The following is an 18,848-nucleotide window of genomic DNA, read 5'->3' as shown; positions in this document are numbered from 1 at the left end:
CCACGGGAACAATCGCCCATGAGTCCGTCACGCCTGTCCTCCCTGGCCCTGCTCTTCGTGCTCGTGCTCGCGCCGGCCTTCGCCGCCCAGGCACAACGTACCGTCGAGGGCGGCCTGCGGCAGCAGATGTCCGCCGACGAATTCCGTGCCGCCGGGCTGGACAAGCTGTCCGCCGACGAGCTCGCGGCGCTCGATGCCTGGCTGCAGGGCACGGTGCACCACGCCACCCGCGACGCGCTGGACCAGGCCCGCGAAGAGGGCCGCCAGGAGGTGATCGTGAAGAACCGCGGCTTCTTCGACTTCGGTTCCAAGGAGCCGATCGAGGCGCGCCTGGAGGGAGAGTTCCGCGGTTTCGGCAAGGGCCGCCACTACACCCTGGACAATGGCCAGGTCTGGGAGCAGACCGACGATGCCAGCATCGCCGGCGTGCGCCGGCAGGCGCCGACGGTGAGGGTCGCTCCCGGCCTGCTCAACGTCTGGTACCTGCAGGTCGATGGCCTCAATACCCGCGCCAAGGTCCGCCGCATCCGCTGAGCCCCGCCACCGCCCCGGCCGCGAGCGCCGGCAGCCGTCCGCCGCGGGTACCCGCCCCGCCACCGACCGAGGGTCCGACATGCCCGTCACCGCGTTGTCCGCACTGCTTGCCTCCCTGCTCCTGCTGTCCGCCGGCGCGTCCGCGCAGGAGGTCTACAGGTGCAAGGGAGCCTCCGGCGAGACCGCGTATTCGGCGCATCCCTGCGATGCCGGCTCGCAGCCGATGAAGCTGCGCGAAGAGCGCCTGCCCACGTCGGCCCCCGTCACCGTGACCGCGCCCCCGGGGCCCGGGGAGCCGGAATCCGAGCTTCCCGCGGACAGCGACGACGCGCCGCTGCCCGGCGACCCACCCACCGAGGGCGATCTCCCGCCCGCCCTCGTCGAGGTGGACCGCAGCGCCGAACGCGCCTGCATCGCCACCGCCACCGCCGCGGTCTACGGCCCGTCCAACGACCGCGTCGCGTCCTACCAGCAGCAGATGGCGATGCTCGGTGAACAGCTCGGCCAGGCCAGCGACCCCACGCATTCCAGCGCGCTGCGTGGACGCATGGCCAACCTGCGCGAATCGATCGCCCGCGAGCACGCCCGCGCCCACCAGCAGATCAGCGCCGCGCGCCGGCACTGTGTCGAACAGCACCGCGCGCCGGCCCCCTGACAGGCCAGGACGCAGGCCTACCGGCCCGGTCTTCCGTATGGCCCGGCGCCGGGCATTGGCGCCGCGGACGCGCCTCCGCTGATCCCCATCCGCCATGACGTCATGAGCACACCTCATGGCGCTCCGTCCACGTGCCCGACGGTGGCTGCGACCACACGGGTCCCCGGCCCGGAGCCGTGCGTCCCGGCACGGGAATCGGTCCACGATGAACGGAAAATGGTTTGACCCGTAACAATTTTCACGCGCATATTCCCAACAGGCACGCAGGGGGTGCCTGTGCACGTCCTACGGCATTGGGTCTCCGGCAGCACCCAAGGATCGCCGCGACAACGCTGCCTGTAACGGAGCTGGCAGTTCATGAAGAGCGCAAACCGTACCTCCCGGGCCCTTCGGGGCACCTCCCGCAGGCAACCGCCGCGCAGCAGCCGGTTGCGCAGGGCGCTGGTCCTGGCCCTGGTCCTGGGCATCAGCCCGGCGATGGCGCAGGCCCAGGCCGAAACCGGCGCGCCCGGTGATCCCGGCAGCTGGATGAGCGACGAATTCAAGGCCGACTGGGGGCTGGCCGCCATCAAGGCCCAATACGCCTACGCCCGCGGACTGACCGGCAAGGGCATCCGCCTGGGCGTCTTCGACAGCGGTGTCGATCTCGCGCACGGGGAGTTCGCGGGCAGGAACGTCGACGGCATCCGTATCGCCGATGTGCTTGCCGACGGCACCCCCTGCACGAACACGAGCCTGCTGGCCGGGCCGGATGCCTGCTTCCTGTCCGACGGCGATACCGTGGCGGTGGACTACTTCCACTACACCGACGCCGACCGTGCCCTCGTCGACGCCCTGGTGGACGGCGGATATCTGTATGACTGGGTACCGGAATATTTCGAATCCCTGGCGGGCTTTTCCTTCCAGACACACGGCACGCATGTCGCCGGCACGATGGCGGCCAACCGCGATGGCCAGGGAACCCATGGCGTGGCCTTCGCCGCCGACCTGACCTCCGCGCGGCTGTTCTCCAACAGCTATTCCGACCTGTACAGCCAGCTGGGCCTGGGCGGGGAGTCGCATGCGATCGGCCCGGACAGCGGCACGGTGGAGAGCATGTACGCACAGATGGCGGCCGCCGGCGTACGCGCCATCAACCACAGCTGGGGCCTGAGCGAAGAGCCGACCTCGGTGGCCGACATGGACATGCTGTACGCCTACAACGTGGCGTATTTCGATACCTACGTGCAGCCGTCGCTGCGCGACGGCATGCTGCAGGTGTTCGCCGCCGGCAACAACTACGGCGAGATCGCCGGCATCTACGCGACGCTGCCGCGCTATGTCCCGGACCTGGAGAAATACTGGTTGAGCGTGGTCAACATCGACCTCGCCGGCGCGATCGACGGCAGCTCCAGCCGCTGTGGCCAGACGATGGACTGGTGCGTGTCCGCGCCCGGCACGGACATCACCTCCACGGTCGTGGTCGGCGATATCGAAGGCGAGGTGCTCGGTGACGGCAACGGCGGAGTCGCCGGCCTGGAGATCACCGCCGAATCGCCCGAATACGGCTATGGCGACATGACCGGCACCTCGATGGCCGCGCCGCACGTCAGCGGCGCGCTGGCGCTGCTGATGGAGCGCTTCCCGTACCTGGACAACCCGCAGATCCGCGATGTGCTGCTGACCACCGCCACCGACCTTGGCGCCCCCGGCGTGGACGAGGTCTATGGCTGGGGCCTGATCAACCTGGAGAAGGCCATCGATGGCCCGGGCATGCTGCGGGTGGATACCGACGTGGTGATGAACCAGCGCGCCGGCGGTACCCGGGTATGGGAAGGCGCGGCGTGGGATGACTGGCGCAACGACATCGACGGCCCCGGCAGGCTGGGCAAGGACGGGATCGGCTGGCTGCGCCTGAGCGGGGACAACCGCTTCGCCGGCGCCAGCGTCAGGCAGGGCATCCTGGAGCTGACCGGCGACAACACCCTGGCCGGCGATGTCAGCGTGGACGGCACGGCGGCGGCGCTCTACCTGACCGCCACCGGCAGCCTCAACGGCAGCGACCTGCGGGTGAACCAGGGCATGGCGGTGGTCAACGGCAGCGTCCGCGACGGCCGCACCGTGGTGGGGGCCGGGGGCACGCTGGGCGGCAGCGGCACCCTGGGCGACCTGGAGGTCCAGGGCACGCTCGCCCCGGGCAACTCCATCGGCACCCTGTCCATCAAGGGCGACTATGTGCAGAAGGCCGGTTCGACCTACGTCGCCGAGCTCTCGCCGCCGGCCGCCTCCGACACCCTGGACGTGAGCGGAACCGCGCTCATCGAGGGCGGTACCCTCATGCTGCTGCCGTCCGGTGACGGCACCTTCCTGCTGGGCCAGCAGTACACGCTGCTCACCGCCGCCGGCGGCCTGAGCGGCGCATTCGAGGCCGTCGACGCATCGGGCCTGTCCCCCTTCCTGAAGCCGTCCGCGCTGTTCTCCGCCAACCGGCTGCAGCTGGCGATCGAACGCGGCCAGGCCCTGGCGTCGGCGGCGACCACCCGCAACCAGAAGCCCGTGGCCACCGCACTCGACAGCATGGCCGACTCCAGCGGACTCCTGCAGCGCCTGGTGCTGCTGTCGGCACCGCAGGCCGCCACCGCGTTCGACCAGTTGAGCGGCGAGATCCATGCCAGCGCGAAATCCCTGCTGGCGCAGGACTCGCGTGCCGTGCGCGACAGCGCCCTTGCCCGCGCCCGCCATGGGCAGGATGCGTTCAGTGCACAGAACGCGGCCGACCCCGGCCTCGGGGCATGGGTCGAGGTGGAGCAGAGCAACAGCCGCCTGGAAGGCGATGGCAATGCCACGCAGGCGCGCCTGAGCGGGAACACCACCCTGGTCGGTGCGGACCTGCAGACGGACAGCGGCTGGCGCTTCGGCCTGCTCGGCGGCACCGGGCGCTCCACCCTGCGGGTCGCCGGACGCAGCTCGAAGGCCGAAGTGGACAGCCGCCATGTCGGCGCCCATGCCGGCCGGCAATGGGGCGGCTTCGGCCTGCGCGCCGGTTACGCGCAGTCACGCCAGACCCTAGAGACCCACCGCGAGGTGGTGTTCACGGGCCTGTCCGAACGCGCCGACGCCAAGTACGACGCCGACCTGAAGCAGGCCTTCGTCGAAGCCGGCTACCGCTTCGCCTTCGGACGCAACGAGCTGGAACCCTTCGCCCAGTTCGCGCAGGTACGGATCAGGACCGATGATGCCCGTGAAACCGGTGGCCTGTCGGCGCTGGCGGTCCGCGGCGACAGCAGCACCACCCACCTGTCCACCGCGGGCCTGCGCTTCAACGCCAACCTGTCCGCCACCGGGCAACCACAGAGCTGGCTCAGCCTGCGCGCCAGCCTGGCTTACCGGCATGCCGGCGGCGACCTCACCCCGCGCACCTCGGCCGACTGGAACGGCGGCGGCGGTTTCACCGTGGAGGGCACGCCGTTGACCCGGAACGCCACCCTGGCCGAACTGGGCGTGGCCGCGCGGCTGTCGGCGCGGACGCTGCTGGAACTGGGCTACACCGGCATGCTGGCGAGCGACGGCAACGACACCGGCATGAACGCGCGCCTGTCCGTGCAGTTCTGAGCGGTTTCCCCACTGGGATGGAGCGGGGGGCGACGACGGCGGCGGCCCTCCGCCCTTCCCGCTCCCCTGCCCCCGCCATGCCATCGAGCGTCCCCATGCCTGCCAGCCCACTTCCCCGGCTTCCACTGCTGTTCGCCGCGGCGCTGCTGAGCGGCTGCGGCGGCGCACGCGGGACCCCGGCGCGGAGCTCGCCGGCGCTGGAGATCGGGCGCCCCAGCGCGCCGGTGACGGCGATGGTGCGCCTGCCGCGCCAGCTGCCCCCTGGTGCACCGCTGACCGGACAGGTTCCGCCCGGGTCGTCCGTCACCGCCAATGGCGAAGCGCTGCCGGTATCCGCCGACGGCCGCGTCGACTGGCCGGTTCCCGCCGGCACGACGGCAGTGCGGCTACGCGTAGAGCGGCCCGACGGGCGGGTGATCGTCCAGCAGCTCGAGGTGAAGGTGCAGGCGCAGACGGAGGAGCACCGGACCCCGGAAGCGCCGGTGCGGCCTCCGCCCGCGGCGGAGTGACGCGCCGGCGAGGCCTCCGTGCCGCGCGGCGTCACTGCTGGCGCAGGGCCGCTGCCCGCTGCGCCAGCTTCTTCGCCGAGATCCCCGAGCGGACGCCGAGCTCCTGCGCGAACAGCGATACCCGCAGTTCCTCCAGGTCCCAGCGCAGCGCGGACCATGCCGGACGCGCGGCATGGCCCTGCGCGCGCGCCTCCTCCAGCGCCTGGATGAAGGGCTCCAGCTCCAGCATCCGTGCCTGGTCGCGCGGCGGGTCGCGCTTGGCCCGCTCGGTGCGCAGGACCATCGCCTTGAGGTAGCGCGGGAACTGCGCCAATGCATCGGCGGGCGTCTCCCGCAGGAAGCCCGCGGGGACCAGCGCGGCCAGCTGCCGCTCCATGTCGTCCAGGTTGCCGCGTGCCCAGCCCATCAGCGGCGCCTCCAGCAGCGGCTTGAGCTCGCCGACCAGGCCGAGGATGGTCTCGGCCAGCCGCAGCCGCTCCATCGCCTCGCCGAACAGCTGCTTGCCGGCATCGGCACGGCGCTGCTCGAACGCTTCCGACGAGCGTATCCCCTCCAGTCCGTCGGCCAGCACCGCGTTCATCGCCGCGTCGACCAGGTCGGCGCGCAACCGGTCATGGCGGGACGCATCCCTGCCGTCCGGGCCCCCGTCGAATGCATGGATCGCCGCGTACAGCAGGCCGATCCTGGGAGACACCGGCAGCTGCCGGCGGGCCTGCTTGACCTTGTCCGCCAGCGCGATCTCCAGCAGCCGGCGCACGCCCTGCGGATGGGCCTGCCCCGCCTCGCCCTGGTCGGCGAAGATCCGCAGCGCCACCGTTTCGCCATCATCCACCAGTGCCGGATACGCCGGCACCCCGGCCTCGCCCGGCACCTGCACGGGAATGGCCGTCTCCGGGAAGCTAAGCAGGCCCTCGGCGGCCAGCGCCTGGCCGGCACGCGCGGCGAACGCCTCTCCGGCACGGTCGCCGAACCGGCGGCGCAGCGCCTCGAGGTCGCGCGACATTGCCAGCACCTGCGGCGCAGCGGACTGCGCCGTCCGTTCCTGCGCACGTCCGCCGCCGGCACGGCGCCCCCGTGCGGCGACCTCCACCAGGCGCAGGTTCATCCGCAGGTGCGGCTCCAGCGCCGCCTCGTCGAAATCGGTGGCCGCGACCGTCGCCCCGGTGGTCCTGGACAGGAACCGTGCCAGTTCCCCGCGCAGGTCATCGGCCGACGGCTGCGGCCAGGCTTCGGCGAACGCGCGCGCGAAATCCGGGGCCGGCACGTAGTTGCGGCGCATCGCCTTGGGCAGGCTGCGGATCAGTGCCGCGGCCTTGTCGGCGACGAAGCCCGGGGCCAGCCACGACAGCCGCGCCGGGTCCAGCGCGTTGAGCAGGTGCAGCGGCACGTCGAGGGTGACACCGTCGTCCTCGGCACCGGGCTCGAAGCGGTAGTGCAGCGCCAACCGCGCCTCACCGAGCGCGAGGTATTTCGGATAGCGTTCCTGCTCGCTGCCTTCGCCGGGCAGCAGGTCGACCAGCGACCAGCGCAGCGCCCGGTGCTGCTCGGCCGGCAGCGCCTTCCACCAGGCATCCAGGCCGCTGGCCGAGTGGATCTCCGCGGGGATGCGGTCCAGGTACCAGCGGGCCTGCCAGTCTTCGTCGGCGACGATGCCGGCGCGGCGCAGCTTGGCCTCTTCCTCGCGCGCCTGCTCCAGCATCTTGAGGTTGTCGGCGACGAAGCCGGCGCGGGTATTGATCTCGCCGGTGACCAGTGCCTGCCGCACGAAGAGGTCGTGCGCCTCCCCCGGCGCGATGCGGCCGTAGTGCACGGGCTTGCGCGGCGCCAGCACCAGCCCGAACAGGCTGATCTGCTCGGCCGCCAGCACCTGGCCCTGCGCACGCGACCAGTGCGGGTCGAAGTGCTTGCGTGCCAGCAGGTGCGGCAGCTCGGCGATCGCCCAGTCCGGCTCGATGGCGGCATTGGTCAGGCCCCACACCCGCTGGGTGTCGAGCAGGGTCGCGCTCAGCACCCACGGCGGTGGACGCTTGGCCAGCGCCGAGCCCGGGAACAGCTGGAAACGGCGCTGGCGCGGTGCCTGGAAGTCGCCCTTGTCGGTGCGGTGCCCGACCTGGGTCGGCAGGCCGGCAAGCAGCGCACGGTGCAGCGCCTGGTAGGCGGCGGCACGGACCTTCTCGGGGATGGCGGGTGAGCCGGGCGGCACCGCCCCGGGCCGCGCCTTGCCCTGCGGCCCGGCCGTGGCCGGGCCGGGCGCATCGGCCGTGGCTGCCGTTCCTTCGCGCGCCAGCCGCGCCGCCTTGTGCAACTCGCCGCGCGTGGCCTTGCGCTTCGCCTCGCCATCGCCGCCGGCCGCCACCGTGGCCGGGCTGGCCAGCAGCGCCTTGCCGAAGGCCCCGTCGCTGGAGCTGTCCCAGCCCAGCTCCTCGCACAGCAGGCGCAGCTGGCGGTGCAGCTCGCGCCATTCGCGCATGCGCAGGAAACCCAGGAAGTGGCGGCCGCACCAGTCGCGCAGCTTCGATTGCGTCAGGTCTGCATGCGCGGTCTTGTACCCCTCCCACAGGCGCAGGATGCCAAGGAATTCCGAGCGCGGATCGGCGAAGACCGCGTGCGCGTTGTCCGCCGCCTCGCGCGCTTCCGGCGGCCGCTCGCGCGGGTCCTGGATACCGAGGAAGGATGCGATGACCAGCAGTTCGTGCAGGCAACCGCCCTTCTGCGCCGCCACCAGCATCCGTGCCAGCTTCACGTCCACCGGCAGCCGCGCCATCTGCCGGCCGATGGCGGTGAGCGCCCGCTCGGCGTCCACCGCGCCCAGCTCGGTCAGCTGCTGCCAGCCGTCGGCCACGGCGCGTTCGTCCGGCGGCTCCAGGAACGGGAAGTCCTCGATCCGTCCCAGGCCCAGCTGCAGCATGCGCAGGATCACCCCGGCCAGCGAGGAACGGCGGATCTCCGGGTCGGTGAATGCCGGGCGCGCCTGGAAGTCGGCCTCGGCGTACAGGCGGTAGCACACCCCCTCGGCGATGCGCCCGCAGCGCCCCTTGCGCTGGTTGGCGCTGGCCTGGGACACCGGCTCGATGTGCAGCCGGTCCAGTTTCTGACGCGGACTGTAGCGCTTGACCCGGGCCAGGCCGGGATCGACGACGTAGCGGATCCGCGGCACCGTCAGCGAGGTCTCGGCGACGTTGGTGGTCAGCACCAGGCGCCGCTTCGGCCCCGGGTTGAACACCCGGTCCTGGTCCTTGGCCGACAGCCGCGCGTACAGCGGCAGCACCTCGGTCTCGCGGTACTTGCGGCGTTCCAGCGCCTGGTGCGCATCGCGGATCTCGCGTTCGCCGGGCAGGAACACCAGCACGTCGCCGCGCGGGTCGGTACGGCTGATCTCGTCGACCGCGGCGACGATGCCGTCGTTGACCGACATCGGGTCCGTCCCGGTGTCGTCGCCACGTCCGCGCCCCTTGGCCTCGGTGGCCGGGCGCAGGTCGTCGAGCGGCCGGTAGCGTACCTCCACCGGGTAGGTGCGGCCTTCGACGCTGACCACCGGCGCGTCGTCGAAATGGCGCGAGAAGCGCTCGGTGTCGATGGTCGCCGAGGTCACCACCAGCTTCAGGTCCGGACGCCTGCGCAGCAGCTGCTTGAGGTAGCCGAGCAAAAAGTCGATGTTGAGGCTGCGTTCGTGGGCCTCGTCGATGATCAGCGTGTCGTAGCGCGACAGCCAGCGGTCCGAGGCGATCTCGGCCAGCAGGATGCCGTCGGTCATGAACTTGATGCGGCTGTCCTCGCCGACCTTGTCGGTGAAGCGCACCTGGTAGCCGACCACCGCGCCCAGCTCGGTGCCCAGCTCCTCGGCGACGCGCGCGGCGACCGCGCGCGCGGCGATCCGCCGCGGCTGGGTGCAGCCGATCATGCCGGCCTCGCCACGCCCGGCGGCCAGGCACAGCTTGGGCAGCTGCGTGGTCTTGCCCGAGCCGGTCTCGCCGGCGATCACCACCACCTGGTGGGCGCGGATCAGCGCCGTGATGCGCTCGGCTTCACGCGCGATCGGCAGCGCCTCGTCCATGATCACGGCCAAGGGCTGTCCGGCGCGCCGCCGCCGCTGGGCGCACGACCGCTCCAGCAGTTGCGCGAAGGCCGCCTCGGCGGCGGCATCGGCCGGCTTTCCCTGCCAGCGCGACAGCGCGCCCAGCAACCGGCCACGGTCGCGGCTCATCGCGCCGTCGATGGCCGTGCGGGCCGCGCGCAGGCGCGCGGCGATGTCCTGTTCATTGACGCTCATCGATCGTTCAACGCGAAAACCCGAAATACGGATAAGGTGCCAAGGGCACCATTGTGAAGCCATTCAACCCGCCAAGGAGAACCCAGCATGGCCAAGGCCAAGAGCAGCAAACCCGCAACCGCCAAGAAGAAGCTGGCGTCCGCCGCGCCCTCGGCGCCGGGGATCGATATCGGGATCAAGGACGCGGATCGCAAGAAGGTCGCCGATGGCCTGTCGCACGTGCTGGCCGACGCCTACACCCTGTACCTGAAGACCCACAACTTCCACTGGAACGTCACCGGGTCGATGTTCAACTCGCTGCACACCATGTTCGAGGAACAGTACACCGAGCAGTGGACGGCGCTGGACGAGATCGCCGAGCGGATCCGCGCCCTGGGCTTCAACGCGCCCGGCTCGTACCGGGAGTTCGTGGCCCTGACCTCGATCACCGAGGAGCCCGGCCTGACCGACAGCCCGGACTGGCGCGAGATGGTCCGCCAGCTGGTGCAGGGCAACGAAGCCTTCTGCCGCACCGGCCGCAAGGTGCTGGAGCAGGCCGAGAAGGCCGGCGACGCCCCCAGCGAGGACCTGCTGACCCAGCGCCTGCAGACCCACGAGAAGTACGCCTGGATGCTGCGCTCGCTGCTGCAGTAATCCCCGGCCCTCGCCCTCCGGTCGTCCGGGGTTCCCGTACGCGGAACCCCGGCGCCCCTCGCCCGTCATGCCCCGCCCCTGCTGTGCGTAAAGCGGGGGCCATGTCCCGCCGGGACATCACCGCACAGGCCCTGCCGGGCATGGCCCGGGCGCTACAGCATCACCGCAACCCGTCACCCCGGTAGAGCGGGGCCATGCCCCGCTGGCACAGCGCCGCACACGCCCCGCCGAGCATGGCCCGGCGCCACAGCATCACCGCGTCCCCTCACCCTGTAGAGCGGGGCCATGTAGAGCGGGGCCATGCCCCGCTGGCGCATCGCCGCACACGCCCCGCCGGGCATGGGCCCGGCGCCACAGCACCACCGCGACCCGTCATCCCGGTAGAGCGGGGCCATGCCCCGCTGGCGCAGCGCCGCACAGATCCCGCCGGGCGCGGCCCGGCGCTACAGCATCACCGCGTCCCCTCACCCGGTAGAGCGGGGCCATGCCCCGCTGGCACAGCGCCGCACAGATCCCGCCGGGCATGGCCCGGCGCTACAACAGCGCCGCAACCCGTCATCCCGGTAGAGCGGGGCGATGCCCCCCTGGCGCATCGCCGCACAGATCCCGCCGGGCATGGCCCGGCGCTACAACACCGCCGCAACCCGTCATCCCGGTAGAGCGGGGCCATGCCCCGCTGGCGCATCGCCGCACGGGCACCGCCGGGCACGGCGCGGCATCCCGACGCCACCGCGCCCCACCTCTCCCATAGAGCGGGGCCGTCGGTCATTGCACCGCGGGATTTCCCTATCGCCCCGCCGTTTCTCCGCGGGGACCCGGCGAGACCGCGCGGTATCCTATGCGGCATGTCTTCCCCCGCCCATGAAGTGCTGAAGCGCGTCTTCGGCCATGACGCCTTCCGCGGCAACCAGCAGGCCATCGTCGAGCACGTCACCGCCGGCAACGATGCGCTGGTGCTGATGCCCACCGGAGGCGGCAAATCGCTCTGCTACCAGGTGCCCGCGCTGCTGCGCGAAGGCTGCGGCATCGTCATATCGCCCCTGATCGCGCTGATGCAGGACCAGGTCGAAGCGCTGCGCCAGCTCGGCGTACGCGCCGAATTCCTCAATTCGACGCTGGATGCGGAGAACGCCGGCCGGGTCGAGCGGGCGCTGCTGGAAGGCAGCCTGGACCTGCTGTACGTCGCGCCCGAGCGGCTGCTGACCGGCCGTTTCCTGTCGCTGCTCGAGCGCAGCCGGGTGGCCCTGTTCGCCATCGACGAGGCCCACTGCGTCTCGCAGTGGGGGCACGACTTCCGCCCCGAGTACCGCCAGCTCACGGTCCTGCACGAGCGCTGGCCTCAGGTGCCGCGCATCGCCCTGACCGCCACCGCCGATCCGCCCACCCAGCGCGAGATCGCCGAACGCCTGGACCTGGCGCAGGCCGAGCATTTCATCAGCTCCTTCGACCGCCCCAACATCCGCTACAGCGTGGTGCAGAAGGACAACGCCCGGCGCCAGTTGCTGGATTTCCTGCGCGGCCGTCGTGGCGAGGCCGGCATCGTCTACTGCCTGTCGCGGCGCAAGGTCGAGGAAACCGCCGAGATGCTGCGCGGCGAAGGTCTCGATGCCCTGCCCTACCACGCCGGCCTGCCGGCCGAGGTGCGCGCCGGCAACCAGCGCCGCTTCCTGCGCGAGGACGGCATCGTGATGTGCGCCACCATCGCCTTCGGCATGGGCATCGACAAGCCGGACGTGCGCTTCGTCGTGCACACCGACCTGCCCAAGTCGATGGAGGGCTACTACCAGGAAACCGGCCGCGCCGGGCGCGACGGCGAGCCGGCCGACGCCTGGCTGTGCTACGGGCTGGGCGATGTGGTGCTGCTCAAGCAGATGATCGAACAGGGCGATGCCGGCGAGGAACGCAAGCAGCTGGAGCGCGCCAAGCTCGACCACCTGCTGGGCTACTGCGAATCGATGCAGTGCCGCCGCCAGGTGCTGCTGGCCGGCTTCGGCGAGACCTATCCCAGGCCCTGCGGCAACTGCGACAACTGCCTGACGCCACCCGCGGCCTGGGACGCCACCGTGCCCGCGCAGAAGGCGCTGAGCTGCGTGTACCGCAGCGGCCAGCGCTTCGGCGTCGGCCACCTGATCGACATCCTGCGCGGCAGCGACACCGAGCGCATGCGCCAGCTCGGCCACGACACGCTCAGCACCTACGGCATCGGCAGCGACCTGGATGCGCGCAGCTGGCGCAGCGTGTTCCGCCAGCTGGTGGCGGCCAGCCTGCTGGAGGTCGACCCGGACGCCCATGGCGGCCTGCGCCTGACCGACGCCAGCCGCGACGTGCTCAAGGGCCGGCGGCAACTGATGATGCGCCGCGAGAACCCTGCCGCCAGCGGCCGCCGCGACCGCACCGGCAGCCCGCGCAGCGGCGTGGCGGTGCAGCCGGAAGACCTGGCGCTGTTCAACGCCCTGCGCGGCCTCCGCGCCGACCTGGCGCGGGAGCAGAATGTGCCCGCCTTCGTCATCTTCCATGACAGCACCCTGCGCAACATCGCCGAACAGCGCCCGGCCGACGTGCAGGCGTTGTCGCGGGTCGGCGGCATCGGCGGCAGCAAGCTCGCCCGCTACGGGCAGCAGCTGGTGGACCTGGTGCGCGCCCAGGGCTGAGCCGCGCTCAGCGCGCCTGCGCCAGCGCCAACAGGCCGGCCAGGCGCCGGCGCTGCGGCGCGCCCTCCACCTGCAGCCGCTCCAGTACCGGGGCGGCCTGCTGCAGCATGCCCAGCGCCTGCGGCCTGTGGCCCAGCCGGAGCAGGGTCTCGCCCAGCTCCATGCGGCAGACGGCCGTCTCCACCCGGGCATCGCCGTACTGCGAATGCGCGTATGTCAGCGCCGTCCTGCGCAGGGCCAGCGCCGCAGCCCCCTGGCCCTGGCGTTCCGCCAGATCGGCCCGGGTGCGCAGCAACGGCAGCTGCAGCGGCCCGGGGATGCTCGCGCCCAGCGTCGCCAACAGGCGTTCCGCCTCTCCGGTATCACCCTTCTGCACATGCCAGGCGATGCGGTTCACGCGTGCCTCGATGCGTCCGGGCGCGTCCAGCGGCAACATCTCATGCAACCCTTCGTCGGCATGCAGCAGCAGGCGGCCGGCCTCGTCCAGCCGGCCCTGGTGCCGCAGCAGCGCCCCCAGGCCCGATTCGGCCCGCAAAGTGGTCGGCGAGCGTTCGCCCAGCCGGTCGCGACGGATCTCCCAGGCACGCCGGAGAAGACTTTCGGCCGGCACGACCTGGCCCCGCAGCTGCTGGAGCTCGCCGTAGTTGAACAAGCCCATCGAGTACTCGACCGAATCCACGCCGTCGATGCGCGCGCTCAGCCGTTGGCGCTGCAGGAACTCCTGCTCGGCGGCGGCATAGTCGCCCAGGTCGCGGTACAGGTCGGCAAGACCGTCGTGCTGCATCCGCAGGAAACTGTTCTCCGGGCCGTACAGCTCACGTGCATGGCGCATGCCCGCCTGCAGCAGCGGCAGCGCCTGCGCGAACCGGCCCTGTTCGCGCAGCACGTGCGCCAGACGCATCTCCGCGGCCAGCGCCATGCTGGTACGCCGCCCGCCGACACCGGCGAGCACATGCCGCAGCTCGCGCTCGGCGGCCGCCAGCCGCCCCCAGCGCAGGTACATCAGGCCCTTGTTGTAGGACAGCGTGAGCTTCTGCGTGGTCACGGTGTCCGCCGGCAACTGCGCATACAGCGCCATGGCCGCGTCGAAGGCGGCCTCGGCGCGGTGGTACTGCTGCTGGTTGAGCAGGGCCAGGCCGCGCGCGTCCTGGAGCCGGGCCCGGGTGGCGACCGCGCGGTCCCGCGGCAGCAGCGCCAGGCCACGTTCGGCCAGGGCCTGCCCGAGCACCCCGTTGCCGTCCTGGGTCTTCTGCTGCGACAACTCTGCCAGCACCGCCGCGGCATCCGCGGGACGGCCCACGCGCGGGTCCATGAAACCGTCATGGGCCTGCTGCAGCAGCAGCTCCGCCTGTCGCGACACGCCGGAATTGCGGTAGGCGGTGCCCAGCACCGCCCGCATCCTGGCCCGCTGCGCCGGGGCGTCGGCCAGGTCCTGCGCGATCCGTTGCGCGGCCCGGTCGAGCAACTGCCGCGACGACAGCTGCTCTTCCCCGCGCTCGGTGCGCAGGAAGGGGTCGGCAGTCTCGAACACGCCCACCATGAAATCACCGACCTGGCGGGCCACCGCCGCCTCTTCCTCCGCCTGCCGCCGCGCCTGGACCAGACCGGCGACGAACAGCGCCGCCAGCGAGAAGGCGCTCGCGCCGGCCAGCAACCCGCGCCAGTTGCGCCGCGCGCCCCGCGCCCACCGGTACCCCCGCCCCCCCGCGCGCGCCTTCACCGGCCGGCAATCCAGGTAACGGTGCACATCGGCCATCAGTGCCTCGACCGAGCGGTAGCGGTCGCCGACCTGCAGCGCGCACGCCTTGCCGGCGATCGCATCCAGGTCGCCGCGCAGCGCCCGGCGCCAGCGCAGGTCGGCCGGGGCGTGCGCGGAGGGGCGCACCACGGCGCGCTGCAGATCCTGCGGTGTCCGCGCATGGGGACGGGCGCACAGCAGTTCCACCAGCAGTACGCCCAGGCTGTAGATGTCGCTGGCCACCCCCACCGGACGGCCAGCGATCAGCTCGGGACTGGCGTAGGCCGGCGTGCAGTAGTCCGCCTGCCGGCGCTCGCGCGCATCGTTGAGCAACCGCGCCAGGCCGAAATCCAGCAGCACCGGCCGGCCGTCGGCGCGGACCAGCACGTTGCCCGGCTTGAGATCGCAGTGCAGCACCAGGCGCTCGTGCGCCGAACGGACGATCGCGCAGATCTCCAGGAACAGGCGCAGGCGCTGGCGGAGATCGGGGGCATGGCGGATGCAATAGCGGTCCAGCGGCAGCCCGTCGACATACTCCATCACCAGGTAGGGATAGCCGTCGGGCGTCGTCCCGCCATCGTAGAGCCGGGCGACGCCGGGCAGGTGCAGGTCGGCCAGCACCTGCCGCTCGGCCTGCAGCCGTTCCACCTCGTCGGTACCGGGCAGGCCGTGCAGCAGCTTGATCGCCACCGTGCGCTGGTAGAGGCCGTCATCGCGCTCGGCGCGGAACACCGTGCCCATGCCGCCACTGGCGATGCGTGCGGTCAGCCGCCAGGGCCCCAGCCGCTGGCCCACGCCCAGTTCCGGAACGAGCGCGCTGGCCAGCATGCGGTCGACCCGGCCGAGGCGGCCGGTCTGTGCCTGCAGCAGCTGCAGCACCTCCTCGACCAGATCCGGCGCATCGCAGCGCTCCCGCAGCGCCTGCCCCCACTGCGCTTCCGGCAGCTCGCAGACAGCGTCGAACAGGGTCCGGACCCTGCGCCAGTACGCCGCGTCCGTCATCAGGCCAACTGGCGGTTCAGCCAGGCCCTGGCGAAGCGCAGGTCGCGGTCCACCGTGGGCGTGGAGACGCCCATCACCATCGCGATCTCATCGCGGCTCATGCCGCCGAAGTAGGTCAGTTCGATCATGCTCGCCGCACGCGGCTCCAGTTCGGCCAGCTGGTTCAGGGCCTGGTGCAGGGCCATCACGTCGTAGGCATCGCCATCGTCGTCGGCGACCTCGCTGGCATGGGACAGGGTCAGCTGCGCCATGTGCCCGCCGCGCTTGTCCGCCGAACGCGCGCGCAGGTGGTCGATCAGCACCGAGCGCATCTTCAATGCGGCCACCGCGATGAAGTGCGCGCGGTCCTTGTAGTCCACGTCCGCACCCAGCAGCCGCAACAGCGACTCGTTGACCAGCGCCGCGGGCTGCAGCGTACCGCTGGTATCGTTGAACAGCCGGTACCGGGCCACCGTCACCAGATCGGCATACAACGCTTCGAACAACTGCTCCCGCGCCTGCGCGTCGCCGCCTTGCCAGCGGTGCAGGAGTTGGGTGATCTGGGTGCTCACGCGTGCCCCGTACTGCCGGAAACTGGACCGCGTCCATGGTAGGACCGGATCCGGCCGCTGCCAACCGCCCGCGGTTCAGCCCCGCGCCTGGCGGCAGACACGGAAAGGCCCCGGACGATGCGGGGCCTTCGCGATCCTTGGTGGGCCGTGATGGACTCGAACCATCGACCAAAAGATTAAAAGTCTTCTGCTCTACCGACTGAGCTAACGGCCCAAACAAAGACCCGGCTTGACGCCGGGGTGCGCATTCTAGCGCAAGAAAACGGAAAACAGAATTCAGGCGTAGCAGGTCGGATCGGCCAGGCCGGCCGCGGCGAAGCCGTCCGCGCGCAGCCGGCAGGCGTCGCACCGGCCGCAGGCCCGCCCCTGCCCGTCGGCGCGGTAGCAGGAGACGGTCAGCGAGAAGTCCACGCCCAGGCGTACGCCCTCACGGGCGATCTGCGCCTTGCTCAGGTGCTGCAGCGGCGCATGCACGCGCAACCCGGCCCCTTCGACACCGGCCTTGGTGGCCAGGTTGGCCAGGGTCTGGAAGGCCGCGATGAATGCGGGACGGCAGTCCGGATAGCCGGAGTAATCGACGGTATTGACGCCGCAGAACAGGTCGTGGGCACCCAGCACCTCGGCCCAGCCCAGCGCGAGCGAGAGCATGATGGTGTTGCGGGCCGGCACGTAGGTGCTGGGGATGCCCGGGCCGCCGGCATCGGGAACCTCGATGTCGTCGGTCAGCGCCGACCCGCCGATGCTGCGCAGGTCCACGTCGACCACCTTGTGTGCGGCCACGCCCAGGGCCTGCGCCACGCGCTCCGCGGCCGCCAGTTCGGAGGTGTGCCGCTGGCCATAGCGCACGCTGAGCGCATGCACGCTGAAACCCTGTTCCTGTGCCAGGGCGACGACGGCGGCCGAATCCATGCCGCCGGACAGAAGCACTACTGCCTTCTTCATCACGATCTTCCGGTTGGGGGGAGTGCCAGCACGCTGTCCCGCGCCGGGAACGGACCCGGTGGGGTCGGGTTCCGCAGGGCGGTGCAGCCGGACGGGCCGACGCAACGCCGCGGACGGAGTGTACAGGCTGGCTGGCGGCGGCGAGGCGCCCGCGCCGAGGGAAGCGGCTGCTAGCGTCCCGGCTCGTCGTTCCAGAGCAGCTTGTGCAGCTGCATCTGGAAGCGCACCGGCAGGCGGTCGGCCACGATCCAGTCGGCCAGGTCGCGCGCCGCCAGGCGGTCCTTGCATGGCGAGAACAGCACCATGCAGCGCTCGTGCAGGCTCTGAGCAGCCACCAGTGCGCGGGCCCACTCGTAGTCGTGCCGGTCGCAGAGCACGAACTTGAGCTGGTCGCGAGCGTTCAGCAGCGCCAGGTTCTCCATGCGGTTGCGGGCCTGTTCGCCCGAGCCGGGGGTCTTGAGGTCGACCACGCGCGCCACCCGTGGATCGACCGCGCCGACGTCCAGTGCCCCGGAGGTCTCCAGCGAGACCTCGAGGCCGGCGTCGCACAGCGCATGCAGCAGCGCCAGGCAGCGCTTCTGTGCCAGCGGCTCGCCGCCGGTCACGCAGACATGCCGCACGCCGTAACCGAGCACTTCGGCGACGAGGGCGTCGATCTCGCGCCATTGCCCGCCATGGAAGGCATATTCGGTATCGCAGTAGGTGCAGCGCAGCGGGCAGCCAGTCAGCCGCACGAACACCGTCGGCCAGCCGGCGGCATCGGCCTCGCCCTGCAGCGACAGGAAGACCTCGGTGATCTTCAGCCGCGGCAACGGTGACTGCACGATGTCGCTGGGCGTGGCGGCGCTGATCGTAGGAACGGCGGTCATGGCGGGAAGGTCGGAAACTCCGGAAGGACGGAGCCGCCGGTGCGTGGCGGCCCCATGAACGGATGCGGCCGGGCAAAGCCCGGCCGCCAGGGGCGCCACCGTGGCGGTCAGCGGATCTGCTGGCCCAGCCGGATCGACTGCAGGCGGTCCTGCGCGGTCCGCGCGGCATCGCTGCCCGGGAAGCGGGTGGCGACGTCGGCCAGGGTACGTTCGGCCTGCGCCGCATCGCCGAGCCCGAACTGCGACAGGCCCAGCTTCAGCAGGCCGCCGGCGGCCTTGTCGTGGGTCGGGTAGCGCGCCACCAGGTCGCTGAACTGCGCCTGGGCCAGCTGGAAGTTGCGGGTGGCATAGTAGCTTTCGCCCAGCCAGTACAGGGCGTTGGGGGCGTAGACGCCCTCGGGGTGCTGTTCCAGGAAGGCCTGGAAAAGACGCGCCGAGTCGTCGTATCGGCCCGCCTTCAGGGCGTCGAACGCGACGTTGTAGGCGGCGCGCTCGTCGCCGGCCGCCGCGATCGCGCCGGCGTCGCCGCGCACGTTCGGGGACTTCTCGGCCGCCGCGGGCTTGGCCGCGGGCGGCGGCGGCAGCGCGGCCGTTCCATCCGCGTCGGTGCCGCCTTCCAGACGGTTCAAGCGCCCATCCAGGTCCAGGTACTGGTCGCGGTTGCGCTGCTTGAGCTGTTCGTTCTCGTGCTGGAGCTGTTCGATCGTGCCCTGCAGCGTCTGCATCTCGCTGCGCAGCTGTTGCAGCTGGTTGAGCATGTCGGTGTTGGCCTGGTTGTTCTGGAGCTGCTGCTCCAGTGCCCCCACCCGGTCGGCCAGACTCTGCCGCTGCGCATGAGCGGGTGCGGCAGCCACGAGGGCTGCCGCAACCACGAGCATCATCGCCTTGATGCCGGTACGCATC

The 18,848-nt window shown here is 71.4% G+C and carries 12 protein-coding genes and 1 tRNA gene; 6 read left to right on the top strand and 7 right to left on the bottom strand.

What is annotated here, in order from left to right:
* The first annotated feature begins 18 nt into the window (after positions 1-18).
* The 4 genes from K5L01_RS01695 (at position 19) to K5L01_RS01680 (ending at position 5,289) form a co-directional block, all read left to right on the top strand.
* A complete protein-coding gene (locus K5L01_RS01695) occupies positions 19-534 on the top strand; it encodes a hypothetical protein (RefSeq protein WP_250061370.1) in 516 nt (171 codons plus the stop codon).
* 79 nt (positions 535-613) lie between these two features.
* On the top strand, positions 614-1,189 hold the full coding sequence (locus tag K5L01_RS01690; protein WP_250061369.1) for a DUF4124 domain-containing protein: 576 nt from the start codon (positions 614-616) through the stop codon (positions 1,187-1,189).
* Between the two features lie 429 nt (positions 1,190-1,618).
* On the top strand, positions 1,619-4,780 hold the full coding sequence (locus K5L01_RS01685) for a S8 family serine peptidase (protein ID WP_250061368.1): 3,162 nt from the start codon (positions 1,619-1,621) through the stop codon (positions 4,778-4,780).
* A 95-nt stretch (positions 4,781-4,875) separates the two neighbouring features.
* Positions 4,876-5,289: a hypothetical protein gene (locus tag K5L01_RS01680; RefSeq protein ID WP_250061367.1), complete on the top strand. Its 414-nt coding sequence runs from the start codon at positions 4,876-4,878 to the stop codon at positions 5,287-5,289.
* A gap of 31 nt (positions 5,290-5,320) precedes the next feature.
* Here K5L01_RS01680 and hrpA read toward each other — a convergent pair whose 3' ends face one another.
* Positions 5,321-9,559, bottom strand: a complete 4,239-nt coding sequence (gene hrpA / locus K5L01_RS01675) for an ATP-dependent RNA helicase HrpA (RefSeq protein WP_250061366.1) — start codon at positions 9,557-9,559, stop codon at positions 5,321-5,323.
* A gap of 87 nt (positions 9,560-9,646) precedes the next feature.
* Between hrpA and K5L01_RS01670 the strand changes: the two genes are divergently transcribed.
* Both K5L01_RS01670 and recQ read left to right on the top strand, forming a co-directional pair.
* Complete coding sequence (locus K5L01_RS01670) at positions 9,647-10,192, top strand: Dps family protein (RefSeq protein WP_250061365.1); 546 nt, start codon at positions 9,647-9,649, stop codon at positions 10,190-10,192.
* An 845-nt stretch (positions 10,193-11,037) separates the two neighbouring features.
* On the top strand, positions 11,038-12,843 hold the full coding sequence (gene recQ, locus K5L01_RS01665) for a DNA helicase RecQ (RefSeq protein WP_250061363.1): 1,806 nt from the start codon (positions 11,038-11,040) through the stop codon (positions 12,841-12,843).
* 7 nt (positions 12,844-12,850) lie between these two features.
* Here recQ and K5L01_RS01660 read toward each other — a convergent pair whose 3' ends face one another.
* The 6 genes from K5L01_RS01660 to ybgF all read right to left on the bottom strand — a co-directional run bounded on the left by K5L01_RS01660 (position 12,851) and on the right by ybgF (position 18,847).
* The gene (locus K5L01_RS01660) at positions 12,851-15,583 is read right to left on the bottom strand and encodes a serine/threonine-protein kinase (protein WP_250061361.1); all 2,733 of its coding nucleotides are present in this window, start codon (positions 15,581-15,583) and stop codon (positions 12,851-12,853) included.
* Positions 15,583-16,134, bottom strand: coding sequence for an ECF-type sigma factor (locus K5L01_RS01655; protein ID WP_250061360.1), 552 nt, complete (start codon positions 16,132-16,134; stop codon positions 15,583-15,585). Before K5L01_RS01655 ends, K5L01_RS01660 begins: the two co-directional genes overlap by 1 nt.
* A gap of 138 nt (positions 16,135-16,272) precedes the next feature.
* Positions 16,273-16,348, bottom strand: a tRNA-Lys gene (locus tag K5L01_RS01650).
* Between the two features lie 62 nt (positions 16,349-16,410).
* Complete coding sequence (queC, locus tag K5L01_RS01645; RefSeq protein WP_250061357.1) at positions 16,411-17,076, bottom strand: 7-cyano-7-deazaguanine synthase QueC; 666 nt, start codon at positions 17,074-17,076, stop codon at positions 16,411-16,413.
* A gap of 170 nt (positions 17,077-17,246) precedes the next feature.
* On the bottom strand, positions 17,247-17,927 hold the full coding sequence (gene queE, locus K5L01_RS01640; RefSeq protein ID WP_250063402.1) for a 7-carboxy-7-deazaguanine synthase QueE: 681 nt from the start codon (positions 17,925-17,927) through the stop codon (positions 17,247-17,249).
* Between the two features lie 125 nt (positions 17,928-18,052).
* Entirely contained in the window at positions 18,053-18,847 is a 795-nt protein-coding gene (gene ybgF, locus K5L01_RS01635) for a tol-pal system protein YbgF (protein ID WP_250061355.1), read from the bottom strand.
* Between the last annotated feature and the right edge of the window lies 1 nt (position 18,848).

Origin of the sequence: Stenotrophomonas mori, from assembly GCF_023556335.1 — a bacterium.
In the GTDB taxonomy this organism is placed as follows: Bacteria; Pseudomonadota; Gammaproteobacteria; order Xanthomonadales; family Xanthomonadaceae; genus Stenotrophomonas; species Stenotrophomonas mori.
Note: the sequence above shows the minus strand (reverse complement) of the source record. Positions and strands in the feature narration are given on the sequence as shown.